At 46.3% G+C, this 19,666-nt stretch carries 15 protein-coding genes and 1 pseudogene; 2 read left to right on the top strand and 14 right to left on the bottom strand.

Annotated elements, in window-relative coordinates; all coding sequences use genetic code 11:
* Window positions 1–80: 80 nt before the first annotated feature.
* Window positions 81–1,517: an aminomethyl-transferring glycine dehydrogenase subunit GcvPB gene (gene gcvPB / locus M3636_RS00425; RefSeq protein ID WP_251382459.1), complete on the top strand. Its 1,437-nt coding sequence runs from the start codon at window positions 81–83 to the stop codon at window positions 1,515–1,517.
* A gap of 1,624 nt (window positions 1,518–3,141) precedes the next feature.
* Here gcvPB and ptsP read toward each other — a convergent pair.
* From ptsP to M3636_RS00370, 11 genes and pseudogenes are all read right to left on the bottom strand, one after another.
* Window positions 3,142–4,854 carry a phosphoenolpyruvate--protein phosphotransferase gene (gene ptsP, locus M3636_RS00420; protein ID WP_251380926.1) on the bottom strand — a complete coding sequence of 571 codons (1,713 nt, stop codon included), beginning with the start codon at window positions 4,852–4,854 and terminating at the stop codon, window positions 3,142–3,144.
* On the bottom strand, window positions 4,847–5,122 hold the full coding sequence (locus M3636_RS00415; RefSeq protein WP_036617010.1) for an HPr family phosphocarrier protein: 276 nt from the start codon (window positions 5,120–5,122) through the stop codon (window positions 4,847–4,849). The genes ptsP and M3636_RS00415 overlap by 8 nt, the downstream gene beginning before the upstream one ends.
* 79 nt (window positions 5,123–5,201) lie before the next feature.
* Window positions 5,202–6,165: pseudogene (locus M3636_RS00410) on the bottom strand (glucose PTS transporter subunit IIA); the annotation flags it as partial.
* A gap of 254 nt (window positions 6,166–6,419) precedes the next feature.
* Window positions 6,420–7,274: a glucose PTS transporter transcription antiterminator GlcT gene (glcT, locus tag M3636_RS00405; RefSeq protein ID WP_251380925.1), complete on the bottom strand. Its 855-nt coding sequence runs from the start codon at window positions 7,272–7,274 to the stop codon at window positions 6,420–6,422.
* Between the two features lie 167 nt (window positions 7,275–7,441).
* A complete protein-coding gene (locus tag M3636_RS00400; protein WP_145408169.1) occupies window positions 7,442–8,989 on the bottom strand; it encodes a flotillin lipid rafts scaffold protein FloT in 1,548 nt (515 codons plus the stop codon).
* Between the two features lie 55 nt (window positions 8,990–9,044).
* Window positions 9,045–9,581 carry an NfeD family membrane protein gene (locus M3636_RS00395; RefSeq protein WP_128103236.1) on the bottom strand — a complete coding sequence of 179 codons (537 nt, stop codon included), beginning with the start codon at window positions 9,579–9,581 and terminating at the stop codon, window positions 9,045–9,047.
* 288 nt (window positions 9,582–9,869) lie between these two features.
* Complete coding sequence (locus M3636_RS00390) at window positions 9,870–11,033, bottom strand: iron-containing alcohol dehydrogenase (RefSeq protein ID WP_251380924.1); 1,164 nt, start codon at window positions 11,031–11,033, stop codon at window positions 9,870–9,872.
* Window positions 11,034–11,126: 93 nt separating this feature from the next.
* A complete protein-coding gene (locus M3636_RS00385) occupies window positions 11,127–11,714 on the bottom strand; it encodes an MSMEG_1061 family FMN-dependent PPOX-type flavoprotein (protein ID WP_251380923.1) in 588 nt (195 codons plus the stop codon).
* A gap of 175 nt (window positions 11,715–11,889) precedes the next feature.
* Window positions 11,890–13,488 carry a UDP-glucose--hexose-1-phosphate uridylyltransferase gene (locus M3636_RS00380; protein ID WP_251380922.1) on the bottom strand — a complete coding sequence of 533 codons (1,599 nt, stop codon included), beginning with the start codon at window positions 13,486–13,488 and terminating at the stop codon, window positions 11,890–11,892.
* Window positions 13,489–13,503: 15 nt separating this feature from the next.
* Complete coding sequence (galE, locus tag M3636_RS00375; protein WP_145046926.1) at window positions 13,504–14,493, bottom strand: UDP-glucose 4-epimerase GalE; 990 nt, start codon at window positions 14,491–14,493, stop codon at window positions 13,504–13,506.
* 1 nt (window position 14,494) lies between these two features.
* Window positions 14,495–15,676, bottom strand: coding sequence for a galactokinase (locus M3636_RS00370; RefSeq protein ID WP_251380921.1), 1,182 nt, complete (start codon window positions 15,674–15,676; stop codon window positions 14,495–14,497).
* Between the two features lie 170 nt (window positions 15,677–15,846).
* Here M3636_RS00370 and M3636_RS00365 point away from each other — a divergent pair, with 170 nt between their 5' ends.
* Window positions 15,847–16,788: an AraC family transcriptional regulator gene (locus M3636_RS00365; protein WP_128103240.1), complete on the top strand. Its 942-nt coding sequence runs from the start codon at window positions 15,847–15,849 to the stop codon at window positions 16,786–16,788.
* Window positions 16,789–17,012: 224 nt separating this feature from the next.
* On the opposite strand, the gene mgrA is transcribed toward M3636_RS00365, so the two are convergent.
* The 3 genes from mgrA to M3636_RS00350 all read right to left on the bottom strand — a co-directional run bounded on the left by mgrA (window position 17,013) and on the right by M3636_RS00350 (window position 19,660).
* A complete protein-coding gene (mgrA, locus tag M3636_RS00360) occupies window positions 17,013–18,023 on the bottom strand; it encodes an L-glyceraldehyde 3-phosphate reductase (RefSeq protein WP_128103241.1) in 1,011 nt (336 codons plus the stop codon).
* A 79-nt stretch (window positions 18,024–18,102) separates the two neighbouring features.
* Complete coding sequence (locus M3636_RS00355) at window positions 18,103–18,843, bottom strand: NAD-dependent protein deacylase (protein ID WP_128103242.1); 741 nt, start codon at window positions 18,841–18,843, stop codon at window positions 18,103–18,105.
* A 37-nt stretch (window positions 18,844–18,880) separates the two neighbouring features.
* Window positions 18,881–19,660, bottom strand: coding sequence for an HAD family hydrolase (locus tag M3636_RS00350; RefSeq protein WP_251380920.1), 780 nt, complete (start codon window positions 19,658–19,660; stop codon window positions 18,881–18,883).
* Window positions 19,661–19,666: the final 6 nt, after the last annotated feature.

Genomic DNA, 19,666 nt, shown 5'->3' with positions numbered 1-19,666 from the left:
CTAGTACATCTTCGCTAAGCACCGACACAGAATCAAAGAGTTCAGCATCGACAGCATCTCCCGCTCCTGAGCAAACACTCATATTTGAACTGAGCAGCCCTGGACGTGTGGCTTATTCCCTACCAGAATGTGATGTGCCTCGCCAAGATCCCGGAGCTTTGATTCCCCGGGAAATGCTGCGGGCAGAAGCGGCTGCGTTACCAGAAGTATTTGAAGTCGATGTCATTCGTCACTATACAGCTCTCTCCCTTCGTAACTTCGGCGTAGATAACGGGTTTTACCCGCTCGGCTCCTGCACGATGAAATACAATCCCAAAATCAATGAGGATGTTGCACGCTACAGTGGATTCGCCAAAATCCACCCATATCAGCATGAGTCTAGTGTTCAAGGTGCTCTTGAGCTGCTGTATACGCTGCAAAATGACCTTGCTGGTCTGACCGGCATGGATGCCGTGACTCTACAACCAGCTGCCGGCGCACATGGCGAATGGACGGGGCTCATGATGATTCGAGCCTACCATGAAAGTCGTGGTGAAGTACGTACCAAAGTCATCGTGCCTGATTCATCCCATGGTACAAATCCAGCTAGTGCAACAGTTGCCGGGTTCGAAACTGTAACCATTCCTTCCCGTGCTGATGGTCTTGTTGACCTGGATGCACTCCGCGGGGCAGTGGGTAATGACACGGCTGCATTAATGCTTACCAATCCTAATACGCTTGGTCTGTTCGAGAAGGATATCCAGGAGATTGCTTCCATTGTGCATGAGGCAGGCGGATTGTTGTATTATGATGGTGCTAATTCCAATGCCATTATGGGCATTACCCGTCCGGGAGACATGGGCTTCGATGTCGTACATCTGAACTTGCACAAAACGATGAGTACCCCACATGGTGGTGGTGGCCCTGGTGCTGGCCCTGTCGGTGTGAAAAGCCGTCTCGTGCCGTACCTGCCTAAACCGATGGTAATCAAAAACGATCAAGGCCTTTATGCTCTGGATTATGAAGGCGATCAATCCATTGGACGTGTCAAAGCGTACTATGGCAACTTTGGCATCTTGGTACGTGCTTATGCTTACATGCGCACATATGGCCCTGAGGGACTTCGACGTGTATCCGAATGTGCTGTGCTTAATGCAAATTACATGATGGCACGACTGGCACCATATTATGAGATTCCATATCCAGGTGTATGTAAACATGAATTTGTGATGTCCGGCCGCGGGTTGAAGCAATATGGTGTTCGGACATTGGACGTTGCCAAACGGTTGCTTGATTTTGGCTATCATCCACCAACTGTGTATTTCCCACTCAATGTGGAGGAATGCATCATGATTGAGCCTACCGAGACCGAAAGCAAAGAAACGCTTGATGGATTCATCGATACGATGATCCGCATTGCGAAGGAAGCGGAAGAAACACCTGAATTAGTTCTTAACGCCCCTTACGGCACACCGGTAACTCGTCTGGACGAAACAACCGCTGCTCGTAAACCTGTATTGAACTGTGCTTGCAGTTAGGACGTTCTTGAATCTTACTTGAATTTGTGTGTAATCACACTTGAGGGTATCTTTCAGTGAGTTTTCGGTGAGTTTTCTCAGTGGCTTTTCAGTGGCTTTTCAGTGGCTTTTCAGTGGCTTCCCAGTAGCATCTTAGAAAATTCTCAGGAAATTCTCACTGCCTTTCCGCCATACTGCGCCTTCGTCACGATCTCTTGACTTAGCCGATACGCTTGTGAGTAAGCTTCCTGGCTTGGAACGAAAATGTGGCACAATCTGCTGCTTACGGAACGATAATTCGGCAAAACCTGCTCCTTTCGGGTTATAGAATGTACCCTGAGTAAATCATTGTTCTCACAAAAGCTCTTGCGGGATTGGACATCCGCAAGAGCTTTTGTGTTGCTTTTCTTTTACGTGCGCCATTGTTGGTGCTCAATTGTTCTTCCCCTTCTTACGGTTACTATTGAGCCGCTCTATTGCTTTCCCCTTCTTACGGTTACTATTGGTGCTGCTCAATTGTTTTTCCCTTCTTACGGTTACTATTGTTTAGCGCCACATTTCTGTTAAAACATTTCTTGAACTCAAGTAAACTGTAACAAACCTTTGGCGGAGTCTATAGTGCTGGAGTCTAGATTCGCTTACGAATCACATGGTGGCGTTCGTCGTAGTTGCCGAAACTCCATATTGATTGATGCCTGTGACGGATAGCGCTGACCCAGAAGATGTTCTGAGGAATCCATGACACTTTATTTGGTCTCCAGGCTTACTTTTTCAATTCTTAGGAACACCAGACACGTTATTCCCCGAAATTCCCGCCATTATAATGAAAAACAGCTTATATTCTCCGAAATAACGTGTCACAGGTTCTTTAAATTTCTGAGGGCGCTTCAAACCCCAGAATAAGGCGTCTCAGATTCTTTAGAGCTGAGAGCCTATTACTCACCTCCTAGTAGTTCATGCTTGGAACCTAGAACTTGGAACTTGCACTCAACACTTAGCACTTAGCACTTAGCTTTAACTCTTAACTATTCGCACTTTTGCTCTTAGCACTTGAACTTGCAGTTGGTTCTTGGTTCTTGGTTCTTGGTTCTTGGTTCTTGGTTCTTGGTTCTTGGTTCTTGGTTCTCGGTTCTCGGTTCTCGGAACTTAGCCTAGCTATCAGCACTTTTAACTCTTAGCACCTACTCCGGCTCCTGCACTTGCACTTGCACTTGCACTTGCACTTGCACTTGTACTTGTACTTGGCCTTGCACTTGCACTTGGTCTTGCCATTAGCTCTCAACATTTACACTTAATTTTCAGCACCTGTCACTCTAGACCAGTTATCTTGGCACCTACATCTACATCTACATCTACATCTACACCGCACTTAGCTCTCTCCCTTACAAAAGGCACAGTTTAGCTTATGAAGGACGCATTCCGTATTCATGCACTAAAAAGTCCCAACTCGCAATTTCAAGAATACAGTCCCCTTCAGTTTTCAGACTGAGGTTTAAATCCAGACTAACCTCCAACGCAACAATTCCCTGCTTAAATCAAAAAAAGCCGGTATCCACTGGTTAAGTAGATACCGGCAACATGCTGCTAGTAGCAGCTTTAATCGGAAAAAGAAGACCTTTAAGCTCCGGAGGAAACCCCGGCAAAATTACGCTTGAATGCTTTGAACCAATTCAACGACTTGTTCAGCCGTTTGCATATCCAATGCTTTTGCAGCCAATTCCTGCATGTCCGCACGGGACAATTTCGTGATTTGGCTACGTGCTGGCAGAATGGATGTTGCGCTCATGCTGAACTCATCGAGTCCAAGACCGAGCAGCAATGGAATAGCGGTTTCGTCTCCCGCCATTTCTCCACACATGCCAACCCATTTTCCTTCGCGGTGAGCTGCATCAATGACCATTTTAACCAAGCGCAAGATCGCAGGGTTGTATGGTTGATACAGGTAAGATACACGTTCGTTCATACGGTCAGCAGCCATCGTGTATTGAATCAGATCGTTCGTTCCGATACTGAAGAAATCCACTTCTTTAGCAAACTGATCCGCGAGAACTGCAGTCGAAGGAATTTCGACCATGATTCCAAGTTGGATGCTGTCTGAAACTGCGATACCTTCAGCAACGAGCTCCTCCTTCTCTTCGAGCAGGACAGCTTTTGCTTCACGGAATTCACCCAGTGTTGCGATCATTGGGAACATGACACGCAAGTTACCATGCACGCTTGCACGCAACAATGCACGCAATTGTGTACGGAAGATATCCAGGCGATCCAGACACAGACGAACTGCGCGGAAGCCGAGGAATGGGTTCATTTCTTTTGGCAGATCCAGGTATGGAAGCTCTTTGTCTCCACCGATATCGAGTGTACGAACAACGACAGGTTTGCCTTCCATTTTTTCCAATACAGCTTTGTAAGCATTATACTGGATGTCCTCAGAAGGAAGTTTGTCTCTGCCCATGTACAAGAACTCAGTACGATACAGACCTACAGCTTCTCCACCGTTCTCTAGAACGCCAGCAACATCATTCGGAGTACCAATATTTGCTGCGAGTTCCACATGAACGTTATCCACAGTTACGGTTGGCTCGTCACGCAGTTTTCTCCACTCCGCACGTTGTGCGTCATACTGCTCCTGTTTGGCGCGGTATTCAGCAACAACCTCGTCTGTAGGATTAACCAAGACATGACCATCCAGCCCGTCCACAATAATCAGATCGCCTTGTTTCGCTTGAGCCAGAATGTCTTTTGTTCCAACGACAGCTGGGATTTCAAGCGAGCGCGCCATGATTGCGGAGTGAGAAGTACGTCCACCAATGTTTGTTGCAAAACCTTTAACGAATTGGCGATTCAGTTGAGCCGTGTCGGAAGGAGTCAGATCCTCCGCAAGCACGATCACTTCTTCATTGATCTCAGCCGGACTCATGAAGTCGATACCAAGCAAGTGATTTAGCACACGTTTGGTAACGTCGCGCATATCTGCTGCACGTTCTTGAAGATATGCACTCTTCATGTTCTCGAACATGGAGATAAATTGAGATGCCGTTTCATTCAATGCATATTCTGCATTAATCATGTTATCGGCAATACTAGCTTTAACCGGATCTATCAATTCCGGGTCATTCAGAATGAGCAAATGCGAAGCAAAAATCTCAGCTTTTTTCTCGCCAAGCTCTTGTAAAGTACGCTCTTTGATCGCCTCAAGCTCAGCCTGGGATTTACCCAGAGCTGAGTCGAGTTTCGCGATCTCTGCGTCAACGTCGTTAATTTGGCGTTTTTCTACAGAGTAATCAGGATGCTCCAAGATAAACGCCTTGGCGATAGCAATACCCGCCGAAGCCGCGATCCCGGAAACATTAAGCATTAATTTCGCCCAGCCCTTCGTTAACCATAACGTCAGTCAAAGCTTGAAGCGCTTCTGCTTCGCCTTCACCTTCAACGATGATGCTGATTGTGTCACCTTGCTCCAAACCAAGGGAAAGAACGCCCAGGATGGATTTCAATGTTACTTTTTTACCGTTAGCTTCTGCAAAGGATTCTGCACCTTTGAATTTGTTTGCTGTATTTACCAAGGCTGTCGCCGGACGTGCGTGGATACCATCTTCGTCTGTAATTCTGAATGTTTGTTGCATTACAATCATCTCACTTTCGCAATTTGTTTTTTTAGGCATTGCATATATTTACACTTGCTTGCCATCATCGTAACACTTCTTATTTTATCTCAATGATTGGCTGATCGCCAATCTTCAGCACGCCACTCTTCTTGAGAGTGACTGTAGAGCCTACTGGCAGGTTGGTGAAAATGACTGGTGAGATAATCGATGGAGCGTTCGCTTTCACATACTCCAGATCGACTTCCATAATCGGCTGTCCTGCCGATACCAAGTCTCCTTCCTGAACAAGCACGTTGAGGCCAAGACCTTTCAGCTTCACCGTGTTAACACCTATATGAACAAGCACTTCCTTACCACCGTTAGACATAATGGCTACGGCATGTTTGCTTGGAAATACATTAAACACTTTACCATACACAGGCGATGTTATCGTTCCATCATGTGGCAGAATTGCGAATCCGTCACCTGTCATTTTCTCGGCAAATACCGGATCAGGTACATTCGTAATATCCAGCAGCTCCCCATTAGCTGGCATGACGATATCTTCTGCAACAATACGTTCACCTTGCTCTCCTTGCGCCTTCTCTTCATCTGGCGTTGGCTTCACATCAGCAGCCGAATTTGGAACAAGTGTACGTCCTGCGATAATGTCTTGCATTTGAGATTTAATCGTATCTGAACGTGTACCGAAGATGGCATGTACATTATTACCCACTTCTAGCACGCCAAATGCACCCAATTGCTTCAAACGATCTTTATTTACATTCGATTTCTCATTCACTTCAATTCGCAAGCGAGTAATACATGCATCCAGATGTTTGATGTTTTGTTGTCCACCAAATGCAGCAAGAATATTATGCGGTAGGTCGTCTATCAAACCCGCACCTCCGCCCGCTGTAGTTTCCATGGTTACTTCTTCACATCCTGGCATCTTGAGATTGAATTGCGAATGATCAACCGGAGGCCAAACAAGAACGAGAATTCTAGTGGTTCTGTGAATCCTGTCAGAATGAGGTCAGCGTTGCCGAACCCCATATGCCTGCTACGTACTTTTTGTACTCCAGTATTGGTGCGAGCAAGGGGACACAAAAAAAGCATGAATTAATAAAGGAATCGAACTAACCTTTTCGGGTATAGCATACCCGGGTTAAGGTAAGAACAATCACACTTTAATAACTCATGCCTGATCGAGTCAGTAACACGTCGCTTATGTTATTCAATTGCTTGATTACGGAAATTATTGTAGCATCACTTTAATTGCAGTGCAAGCCTTTACAGGTAAATTCCCAAAAACTATTCCACATGTGGGAATATATCACTTCTTCTCTTCTTCTTTCCTCTGATACAACCGCTGAAGATGAATGGTAAGATAACCTACTTCTGCTGGATACACAGGCAGATTCAGCCTTTTCTCCATCACTTTCGTCAGCTTCCATGCAAGCGAGTACATTTCAGGGTATTCCAACTTCAAAAGAGAATCCAATTTGTGAAGCTCTTCGACTTTGTCTCCACGACGAATACGCTCTAGAGCAAACCGCAGATGCGTTAATAAACGGGAATAATCCAGCGATTCCGTTTCAAATGAGTAGTCCAATTGCTTCGAGACAAGGCTCACGAGATCCGTAATTAATTGAGAATGCTCTCGCACTTGGGATATGTTCTGGTTCGTCATAGCGCTATAGATATGAAGGGCAATAAACCCGATCTCATCCATCCCCAAATCAACGCCCAGCTTCTCTTTTATCAAACGAACAGCGTAATCTCCCATACGATATTCTTCCGGATAGATCTCGCGTGTTTCATACAAAAATGGATTTTGAATGACGATTCCCTGTTCCTTACGCTTCAAAGCAAAAGAAATATGATCAGTTAATGCAATATGGATATGCTCATTTAATGGAACATCCGTGCGTTCAGCAATATACGTAATGACTTCGTTAATAATCTCGATCAACGCTTCATCCACTTGTGGAAGAAGCTGCTTGTACTGCTCTTGCTCCTGCTGATTCTTCAAAATGAACATTTTCTCCACAGCCATGAGTGGGATGTTGTCACTTGTTTTGCGGTTAAAGCCGATGCCTTTACCAATGACGACGACTTCCCCATGTTCAGGATGCTGTGCAATGATTACATTATTGTTTAGCGCTTTATCTACATGCAGGCTGCTCATTGTTTGCACCTCTTTTTTTCACACCATCTTGGGCATAATGAAGTCACACCCTGTTACAAACGAAAAGACATCCGGAGCGGGCAAACCGCGCCGGACATCTTGCTTAAAAAGTAACAAAAATTCGCCTCAAGGTCAATAGAGCTCACCTCTGAAAATACCTGTGATACTTACTCGTCAGTTCTCGTTTTTTCCACAATTTTATCAACGATGGACGGGGGCGTTACAGAATCGCTCTGTTGCACAGCAACTGGTGCAGCTGTTTTGGTTTTGGTAAGGCCTTTAATCAACTGCTCTACATCGATTCCGGACACACTTTTCAACATCTCTGGAGCTGTTGCCATCAGTTCTGTTACATAGTTACTAACACGTGTTGCTCCTTCGCCTTTACCCGTATCTACCACCGTCAATTTATCAATGGACGAGATTGGCTCTGCAATTTTACCAGCCAGTTCAGGCAGCATTTTGACAATGATATCGAGCACGGCTGCTTCTCCAAACTTTTGGAAAGCCTCGGCCAGCTTCTCTTTTGCTTCCGCTTCGGCAAGTCCACGCAGACGGATAACTTCAGCATCTGCTGTACCTTTAGCACGCTCTGCATCTGCCACAGCCTGACCTTCGAGACGTTTCTGTTCCGCAGTTGCCTTCGCTTGTGTCTCAATCGAGTATTGCACGGCATCCGCTTCACGCATTCTTTTCGCTTTGTCTGCTTCCGCCGCCTGCTCTACCGCGTAACGATCTGCTTCTGCTTTTTTCTTCACTTCAGCATCATATTGCTTCTCACGAACGGTAATCTCTTTTTCCTGCAAGTCAATCTCGCGTTCTTTACGAACCAATTCAACCTTCATCTGCTCTTCTACTACCGTTTGTCTAGCACGCGCTTCATGGATATGATATGCCTGATCGGCTTCCGCTTTGGCTGTATCCTGATCCCGCTTAAATGCCGCAACTTTCAGTTCCTTTTCCTTCGCAGCTTCAGCGATATTGGTATCACGTAGCAATTCTGCCTTTTGCCCTTGTTCCTCCGCATTTGCCTTCTGTATACGAGCATCCCGCATTGCTTCGGCTTCTGCGATCTCAGCATCACGCTTAACGGCAGCAATTCTTGGTTTACCGAGTGCATCCAAATAACCTTGTTTATCTCGGACATCTTTGATCGTAAATGAAACAATCTGTAGACCCATTTTCTTCAAATCTCTTGCGGCTACACCTTGAACCTCTTGTGCAAACCGATCACGGTTCCGATATACTTCTTCTACAGTCATTGTACCGAGGATAGCCCGCAAATGCCCCTCTAATACTTCCTGTGCTTCGCCTCTAAGCGATTCTACCGGTTTACCGATAAATTGTTCGGCTGCGGTAGCAACGTCCTCTACAGCGCCTCCAACCTTGATGATCGCGACACCGTCTGCAATAACCGGTACACCCTGCTCGGTGTAAACCTCTGGTGTGGAGACATCCAGCTTATGAGACAACAGTGAGATAAACTCGGATTGCTGGAACACAGGCAGAATAAATGCACCGCCACCACGAACGATTTTAATTTTTCGACCTGACTCATCCTCAGAAATATTCTTATTTCCCAGGAATGAACCCGTAACGATCATCGCTTCGTCTGGTCCAACCGTCTTGTATCTTGCCCAGAACGCCAAACCTAGAATCAAAATTACACCAACTACGACAACAGGAATCAACAATACATCCCAATTCAAATCCATTCCACATCTCTCCCTTTAATCATTGATGAATGATTCATCTTACTTCTGTTCTTACTTACACATCATTAAGTACGTCATCTTCCCATTCGGACACTCGCAACACACCATCTACTACATCCACAATAACAACACGCGCTCCCGCCGCAATGGGGCGATGTTCAAAACTGGATGCCGTTTGAATTGTACTGCCAGAGGCGAAACGGATCATCACTTCACCAAAACCCTTTTCCGGCACCGGAATCGTAATCTCTCCAATTTTGCCCGATAGGTCCTTCATCGAAAATCCAATGGAGACATCGCTATTACGCATCGGTTTGATATATGCGAAAAATACCAGCATAGCTGCAGCAATACCTATTAGCAGGGATAATATTAGACCCGTCATCGCACTTACCGAGCTATAACGTGTCAGCATAATGCCTGCCCCACCAAAAGCTGTAATGGATCCAGCCAACACAACGGGTTTGAAAAAATCAATACCAGGTAACTCAAAGGCTCCATCCAGCAAACCGTCAATTAAGTCACCTAGCACAAGACTCACAACTGCAAATATGGCTCCACCGATAAGACAGCCCCAATAGATTGACTCCATTCCCCGTTCCTCCTTTCCTCTGCCGCAATCTCAATTCTAACTGGGCATTCCACATGTAAATAAATACGTACCAATCGGCAAAATGTTTCAAAATCTTTCCTCAAATGTATTCAGAAGCCGATAATGGGTATTATCATCATGTTCTCCACACCATACTTCACAATGCTCAGTCAAGCTTCAGCGTCCCATCACACTCATGTAAAAACATAATAAAAACCGCAGGTTTCCACGAAGGAGACCTGCGGTTAATTGTAGATCATTATGCATGTATTCCCTGTTCAATTACAATTACAGAGAAGCTTTGTAGATAGATACAACATCTTCACGTTGCAGCTTTTTGAAGTTACCAAATGGTCCAAACAACATCGCTTTATCAGCCATTACATCGATCTGACTGTCATCGATATCGTAGTCTGCCAAACGGTTAGGCGCTCCAATGGATGTCCAGAATTGGCTGAGCGCATCAATACCTTCTTCAGCTACCTGTCTATCCGATTTGCCCTCAGGGTTCACGTCGAACACGTTAATAGCCAGACGCTTGAAGCGATCCACGTCCACATCTAGATTATGCTTCATCCAGTGCGGGAACAGGATTGCGAGTCCGCCGCCATGTGGGATATCATACACAGCGGATACCGCGTGCTCAATGTTATGTGTTGCCCAGTCACCTGCAAGACCCATGTTAAGAACGCCGTTCAAAGCCATCGTTCCGCAGTACAGGATCGTTTCACGCAGCTCGTAATTCTCCAGATCGTCAACGAGGCGAGGTGCTGCATCCATTACCGTACGAAGAATGGTCTCACAGAATCCGAGTTGCACCGGTGTATTGGCATCCAGATGGAAATAGTGCTCCAGCACGTGTGACATCATATCAACCATACCATAGACCGTTTGATCACGAGGAACCGTGTATGTATTGACTGGATCAAGGATGGAGAATGCTGGGAATGAATATGCACTGCCCCAACCTAATTTTTCCTGTGTATCTTGATTCGTAATAACGGAACCGGAGTTCATCTCGGAACCTGTAGCTGCCATTGTCAGCACTGTTCCAAGCGGGAGAGCATCTTGTGCTACAGCTTTACGCTGTGCAAAGTCCCACATATCGCCGTCATACTTCGCACCAACAGCAATCGCTTTGGCACAGTCGAGCACACTACCACCACCGACAGCCAGTACGAGGTCAATGTTATTCGTTTTGCAGAGGTCTACCCCTTTGTGAACTGTCGAAAGACGTGGGTTAGGCTCTACGCCTGCCAGTTCAGTTACTTCCGCGCCAATTTCGCCCAGCAAGCCGATGACTTGATCATACAAGCCACTACGTTTGATGCTACCGCCACCATATACAAGCAAAACCCGTTTGCCGTATTTCGGAACTTCCGTCTTCAATGCTTCTAGTTGTCCTTTACCGAAAATCAAGCGGGTTGGATTATAAAATTGAAAAGATCTCATGATCTATATCGCCTCCATTGGAGATTTATATTTGTAACGCAACTCCCATTATAGTACCCCATATCTAGAAAAACAAATCTATAGATGCTAACTTTATAACAATCCGTTAATCTGCAAATGTGCGCGGAACATTTCACTGGAGGATGGCAAATCCTCCGATTGTGCCCAAGTTTCAGAATCCCACAACCCTGCCTGTTTAAACGCACGAGGACAATGGATAAAGCATTCTTCCACATCCACAATCACAGCCGCACCAATCGTTTTACCGTTCCAATTCATACTTCCGATAAATTCGGCATCCTTCGTAATAGAGGCTGTCCCATTAATACGCAGCACTTCATTCATACCTGGAATCAGGAAAAGCATACCTACCCCTGGGTTAGACAATATATTCATTAATGAGTCAATACGGCGATTGCCCGGACGTTCAGGGTAAACTAAACGAAATTGGTCTAATACTTTCACAAATCCTGCTTCATCGCCCCGAGGAGATACATCGCTCTTCCCGTCTTGATCGGACGTGGATAAGAAAAACAAGGGTGACATGGATACAAAATTCTGAACATGTGAATCTACATAGGAGATTGCCTTATTCCGTACATGTTCATGCGGTTCTCCTACCATGCTCTGCAATTCATTCGCGTCAGTAATCAATGGAATATTCAATGCCTGCTTTTCCAATTATTCGTCCCCGTTTCTTCATAATCATTGTGCTTCTACACACTTCTTCTCATTATACATGGGTGAGAATCCCATTCCAAACGATCTGCAAAACACCAAAAGCACTCGCTCCTGATTGAGCGGGTGCTTTGGATTTCATAGATATTCTTTTGTGAAGAAGATTGGAATGTCTATGTTATTCGGTATAGCCCATGCTAGTTACAAAACGACGGAACGCCTGACGGCCGGCTTCATCATGTTTGTACACACCTGCATGTTCCAGAATTTCAGCAAATTTCAAACCAACTTGTTGCTGCACAAGCGCAACCGCTTCTTCTTTGGTTAAGTTAGCGCCATGGTTCTGCTTCAATTCTTCGGTCCAGCGCAGATGCTTGTTCAGATCATGATCCGCAGCCTGTGCCGCCTCAGCAAGCTCGTTGTCTCCTGCCAAAATGTTAGCAATACCATCCAGCTCTTCTTTCAGACGCCCTGGCAGAATCGCAAGACCCATAACTTCAATGAGTCCGATATTCTCCTTCTTCAGGTGGTGCATCTCACGATGCGGGTGGAAAATACCTTCAGGATGCACATCATTCGTCCGGTTGTTACGTAGAACGAGATCCATCTCATAACCACCATCTGCACTACGGCGAACGATTGGGGTTACCGTGTTATGTGGTACCTGTTCCCCGTCCACATCGCTGAACGCTTCGATATCCACTGTGGAATCACTGTAGACCTTCCACGCTTCATATACAGCGTTACCTGCTTCAAGCAACTCTGCTGGGTCATGGGAAGCCAGTCGCATAACAGACATCGGCCATTTCACCAGGCTCAGCGTAAGACCAGGTGCATCCGCGTGACGGAATACTGCCTCTGGCTGTGCATTTTGGATCGCAAATGTATGACGTCCACCTTGGAAATGGTCATGCGTCAGGATTGAGCCACCTACGATCGGCAGATCGGCGTTAGAGCCGATAAAGTAATGTGGGTACTCTCCAACAAAAGCAAGCAGTCTGCGCAGCGTATCTTTAGTCAGTTTCATTGGTACATGATCATGATGGAAAATAATGCAGTGCTCGTTGTAGTACACATATGGCGAGTATTGGAACAACCAAGGCTCACCGTTCAGCTCCAACGGGATTACACGCAGGTTTTGACGAGCGGGGTGATTCACCCGACCCGCATACCCTACATTTTCACGACACAACTGACATTTCGGATAGACCGGTGGTGGCAGTAATTTTGCCATAGCGATCTCTTTCGGACTTTTCTCCGGTTTCGATAGATTAATGGTAATCTCCATATCACCGTAAGCCGTGTCCTGTGTCCAGTATACGTTCTTCGCGATCCGGTCCATCCGGATATAGTTAGAGTGAATCGATAGCTCATAAAACTGCTTGGTTGCCGCCTCGATCCCTTCGGTCTGATCCGTATGACGGAAAGCACGAACGACTTCGGATGGACGAGCCATAAGATGACCCATAATTTTGGCATCCAGCAAATCACGGTACGTATCTGTATTTTCAGGTATAAGACCAATTGTGAATCCATAATCAATCAATGTATCCAGCATGGCCTGTGGACCATGGGGTACAGAATTGTCTAATGTTCCAGCATAAGGTTCTGAGAATCCGAACTGTTCAAGCAGGAGATTACGGCTATAATCCCAGTCTGCTTCTTCAATCAGCTTATTGTGCAGAGCAAATGCAACCAGACGTTCAATGGCATGCAGTGCTTCCTGCTGCTCGGGTGTCCGCTCTGTGGCACCTGCTGCATTATGAGTCTGTGACATATGGGTATTCGCCTCCTAGTTTTTCCCGTAGCCATTAGGGTGAGACTGGTGCCAGCCCCAAGCGCTCTGAATGACATCTTCCAGGTTGGTACGTGTTGGGTTCCAGCCCAGCACGGTTCTTGCTTTAGCAGACGAAGCAACCAGAACTGCTGGGTCACCTGCACGACGTGGCTCTTGTACAACCGGAATATCCAATCCAGTCACTTTCTTAGCTGTTTCGATGACTTGTTTAACTGAGAATCCTGTACCGTTACCAAGGTTAAACACGTTGCTGTTCTCGCCTTTACGAAGGTAATCTACAGCCCGCAAATGCGCATCTGCCAGATCACTTACGTGAATGTAGTCACGGATACATGTTCCATCCTCAGTGTCATAATCGTCACCAAACACAGCGATATGTGAACGTTGTTTCAGTGCTGTTTGCAACACGAGTGGAATCAAGTGACTTTCCGGTTGGTGATCTTCACCGATCTTGCCGCTGTCATGAGCGCCGGCTGCATTGAAGTAACGCAGGGATACATACTTGATATCCTGTACTTTATCGAACCAAGACATCATGCGCTCCATCATGAGCTTTGTTTCACCGTATACGTTGGTTGGTTCTGTACGGTCGCTCTCTTCGATTGGCACCTTCTCAGGCTCGCCGTAGGTTGCTGCTGTAGAGGAGAATACAATTTTACGCACATTCGCTTCGTTCATAGCTTCCAGCAAGCACAATGTACCGAAGACATTGTTGTCATAGTATTTAACCGGAGCTGTCATGCTCTCGCCTACCAAAGAGTTCGCTGCAAAGTGAATAACTGCGTCAATCGAGTTCTCTGCGAACAGCTTCTTCAGAATTGCTTTGTCACGAAGATCCCCTTCATACAATTTACCGCCGAGCAATGCTTCGCGATGCCCTGTTTGCAAGTTATCCAGAACAACAACCTCTTCACCACGTTCCAACAAAGCCGCTACCGTATGCGAACCAATATATCCTGCTCCACCTGTCACCAAAATTGCCATTTTACTTCGCCTCCTTCAATTCTTTAACACCGTCGCCTACTCCGCACACATAAAACTCACCTTGGAGACTCGTACGTGCTTCATACGCTGCCCCAACTTCACTAACAAAGCGTTCTACATCATCTTCATGCACCAGAGATACGGTGCAACCACCGAATCCTGCACCCGTCATCCTAGCACCAAGTGTACCTGGAATCCGCTGAGCTTCTTCCACCATAACATCCAGTTCTTCGCAGCTTACTTCGTATAAAGAACGAAGCGATTCATGTGAAGCATTCATCAGCTTGCCGAAGGTAACGAGGTCATTCTCGCGCAATGCTTCTACCGATGCCAGTACACGTGCATTCTCTTCGACGACGTGCTGTGCACGCTGTCTCACTTTCTCATCTGTAATTTGATCCTGAAGTGTTACGAACTGCTCTGGCGTCAATTGCGCCAGGTAATTCAGTGCAGGCAGCTGTTCCTTCAAAATGGCAAGTGCCTGCTCGCATTGAGAACGGCGTTCATTATAAGCCGAATCTACCAACCCACGACGTTTGTTCGTGTTACCAATAATCAGTTTATAAGAACCTGTCCGGAAAGGCACTTTCTCGTATTCAAGGGTATCACACATCAGCAGAATCGCATGATCCTCTGCACCGTTGGCGACAGCGAACTGATCCATAATTCCGCAGTTGACGCCAACAAACTCATTCTCCGCCTTCTGCGACAGCAGTGCTAGCTGCACGGTATCAATATCGGATACGCCCTCTAATGATTGGATCGCGTATCCGGTAAGAACTTCCAAGGAGGCAGACGATGAGAGTCCTGCGCCGTTTGGAATTTCACCGTGGTATAGGAAGTCATACCCTTTCGTTACCTTCACACCTTTACCTGCAAGCTCAACCATGACACCAACAGGATAATCCGTCCATTCACCCGTTTTCTCTTCACCAACAGAAGAAGTTGTCAACGTCCCTTTGTAGGACATGTTCGTGGAAGCCAGTTGTAGCTTGTTGTCCTCTCGCTCCCGAATAACCAAAGTTGTACCAAATTCAAGTGCTGCCGGAAGGACATATCCGCCGTTGTAATCAATATGCTCACCGATCAGATTCACACGACCAGGCGCATGAAATACACGGATGTCCGCTCCACTTTCTCCGTACTTATCAATAAACTTTTGTTTCAATTCATTTATGTTCACTGCTGCTGCACCTCATCTCAATGTTGTGTGTTTTCTTAATGTAATTATATAAGAAAGCGATACCCCTTGAAATGCAACCATGTGTGTTTCATATGGATAAATGTGACCTTAACACGTATAATGGAGCAAATAACACATTCTCAATGGAGATAGAAAGAAGGCTTGTACTCATGACCGAGTCCCGATCAGAGCAAACCCCAAACCTGCCAAACCCGAAGCTACAAGAGACGTCGGGCAAAAGTGGTGCTCTTAGTTATTCGGTAGCCTCCAATCCCGTATATTATGAAAGAGGCGCACTGCATGTCCTGTTTGCAGGAGCAAGTCAGACGTTACCTGGACACGCGCTTGGACCGAAATTGTATGATTATTACCTACTACATTATGTAGAGAAGGGCGCCGGAACATTCCGTACAGAACTGCATTCATACGAGTTAACAGCTGGAGACTGCTTCCTCATTCACCCTGGACAATTGGTGAGCTATCAATCCAATGCACGTAATCCTTGGCAATATCGCTGGATCGCCTATACGGGAACTCAAGCGAGCCAACATACAGACGCTGCTGGGTTCCGACCAGAGAAATCCGTATTTCATGCTGGGACGGCATGCGGCATTGCGGACTGGCTATCTGTCATGCAAGAGGCTTTTGCCCAGCGCAAGGAAAGCTCTCATTTTACCTCTCTAGGCACACTGTATATGATTCTCGCCGAAGCGCAAAATCACCTTGCTGAAGATCAAACTTTAATTCCAGGTGAATCTTCCATACGCAGAACGGTCAAACAGATGATCCAATACATGTCGACGCAGTATGCCTATCCTGTGTCTATTGAACAGATGTCAGCCAGCCTTGGTTACAATCGCGCCTATCTATCACGTATATTCAAACAAGAAACTGGTCTTACTCCAGTCACGTATCTGCTCAAGCTGCGCATTGATAAATCGCGACAGTTGCTACGTGAACGACCAGACCTATCCATTGAACAAATCTCTGACTCTGTAGGGATCGCGGATGCGCTCTACTTCTCCAAACAGTTCAAACGATTTCACGGTGAGGCTCCTAGTCTATATAGAGAGAACATGCTTTCCAGAAGTAACTCAGCCAAGAAAACATAAGAAAAATGCTTACCGTCGTACTTTTACAGAAGACAGACCACGTTTAGTTATGATTTTTCTTGCGATAATTGAATTGTTCAACTCTGTTGAAACCTTATAAATTCGAATACTTAAAAAAAAGGTGCATTTATTTAAAGCATAACTTCGGTCTTCAGCTCCCTATAAGTTCGTGTTCAAAATGGACTTTTAAACACCCTCTATAAGGAATGCCTGGAACAGAGAAATTATTGCTTATCAGCATGCTCAGGACGAAGGATGGATTCAATGCGCTCCAATTCTTCGGTAGAGAAATCCAGTTGGCTTAGCGCTGCTACATTCTCCTCAATCTGAGCAGGACGGCTTGCACCGATCAATGCAGATGTCACTTTGCCACTCCGTAGTACCCAAGCAAGTGCGAACTGAGCCAGACTCTGGCCACGCGCAGCCGCAATCTGATTGAGCGCGCGGACTTTCCGCAGCGTCTCTGGTGAGATGTTATTTTCATTGAGAAATACAGACGGCCCTTTTGCACGAGAATCCTCAGGAATACCATTCAGGTACTTGTTCGTGAGCAACCCTTGAGCAAGTGGACAAAAAGCAATGCTACCCGCACCATATTCCTCCAGCACATCCTGTAAACCATCTTCAATCCAGCGATCCAACATCGAATATTTGGGTTGATGAATCAAAAGCGGTGTTCCAAGGCCTTTCAGAATTTCTGCTGCTTGCTTGGTCTGTTCTGCAGGATAGTTTGAGATACCCACATAGAGGGCTTTACCTGAACGCACGATATGGTCTAGAGCCATCATCGTTTCTTCCAGTGGTGTTTCCGGATCATAGCGATGGGAATAAAAGATATCGACATAATCGAGTCCCATCCGTTTCAGACTCTGATTCAGACTAGATACGAGATTTTTGCGGGAGCCCCACTCGCCATAAGGCCCAGGCCACATATAATACCCAGCCTTGGTGGAGATGATAAGCTCGTCTCGATAGGGCTTCAGATCCTGTGCCAGCACCTGTCCAAACAATTGCTCTGCTGAACCTGCCGGAGGTCCGTAATTGTTGGCAAGGTCAAAGTGTGTAATACCTAGATCAAACGAACGCGTAATCATGTTACGTCCATTCTCTGCATTATTAATACCACCGAAATTATGCCAAAGTCCAAGTGAAATAGCCGGCAGTTTCAAGCCGGAACGTCCAACTCGATTATACTTCATTACCTCGTAGCGTGTATCGCTGGCCACGTAGACCATATTGAATCCCTTCTTTCCCCAGATTCCGCTTCTATTCATCCGGCACCATACCGGAGCGTGCGGTTATTTGATTTGCTTTCTAACCCAGAAGCTGGTCCACAGTATTCATTACCTCACCGATGGGCTCTGTAATCAGTAAATCAGCCTGACGATCATACGCGGTAGGTGTAGCGTTAAGCAGTACGGTATGCTTGCCTTGAAAGTACGTAATAAGCTGGGCTGCAGGCTGTACGGTAAGTGACGTCCCACCTACCAATAATAAATCCGCTGTAGAGATCGCATCCACAGAGAGATACAGCGTATTCTGATCCAACTCCTCTTCGTACAGCACCACATCTGGCTTGACTACCCCTCCGCAGGAGGTACAGCGGGGAACGATATCTTGAGAACGAATGATATCATCCAGCGAGTAGAAACGTTTACAATCCATACACGCATTACGATGAACAGATCCATGCAATTCAAGCACGTTCTTGCTACCAGCCTTCTGATGTAAACCGTCGATATTTTGCGTGATAACCGCTTGTAGACGCCCTTCACTCTCCAAGCGTGCAAGCAATCGATGGCAACCATTTGGCTCGGCATCTGGATGAAGCATTTTCCCCCGATAAAAATCATAGAAGATATCCGCGTGCTGATCAAAAAAATGACGACTCAGCAGTTCCTCCGGTGGATAAGGGGAATGCTGCTCCGTTTGATACAGGCCTGCGGCAGAACGAAAGTCGGGAATTCCGCTTTCTGTTGAAGTCCCTGCCCCGCCGAAAAAAACAATTTTTGTACTCTCCTGAATCCAGGAGGTCAATTGTTCTGTTGCGTTCATCCTCTCTCCCCCTCTACTGAAATGAACCGCCGAACCTTCAATTTTCGTTAGGAAACAAGCTTAGCTCCTCATAAGCTCGGATAATGACATCGGCATCATGTAAATGGTCAGTAGCTTGATCTTGTGGGCAGAACCCAATAACGCAAGATGTCCCTGCATTACGTCCCATTTGCATATCCCCGTTACTGTCACCAATCACAATCGCTCGATCAGGACGAATATGTAATTCCTTACAAGCCAGCATAACCGATTCTTGATCTGGTTTGCCTAATGTAACCCGATCAGAGCCAACGATAGATGTAAAAAAGGATCGAATTCCCATCCAATCCAGATGTGTTTCTGCTGCTGCGGTGCTGTCAGAGGTTACTACCGCCATCGGAATGGATGAATCTCTGCATTGCTGCAAAAATGGCAGGAGACCTGCCATAGGCTCTGCAAGCTTATTTTGACGCACCTCTCGCATAGCTACACTTGAGAACTTGCGAATCATCGTGATTGATTCGTTCCATGGGATGCCAGAAGTATACAACTGTCCAGCCAATAATCCATTGCTTTCATCTACTGTAGCAATCGCGAATGGCCCCTGAGGATCGTATCCGATGATCTTGCCTGCACTGTCATGCTTCGTGCCTAACACGTCACCACGATCAACCGTAAACGTGGCCCCCCGTTCGGTAAGTGCCTCTTCCAATTGACGTAACATGGTCTCTGCCCAAGGCCCCCATAATTGCAGAAACTCCAGCAAAGTTCCATCTTTGTCAAAGAGAATGCCCTCGCAGGGGTACGCTACATTTTGTACATGAAGCTTGAAGGTCATATGGTA

It is taken from the genome of Paenibacillus sp. MER 99-2 (assembly GCF_023714095.1).
GTDB lineage: Bacteria > Bacillota > Bacilli > Paenibacillales > Paenibacillaceae > Paenibacillus.
The sequence above is the reverse complement of the archived record's forward strand: the minus strand, read 5'-3'. Positions and strand labels throughout refer to the sequence as shown.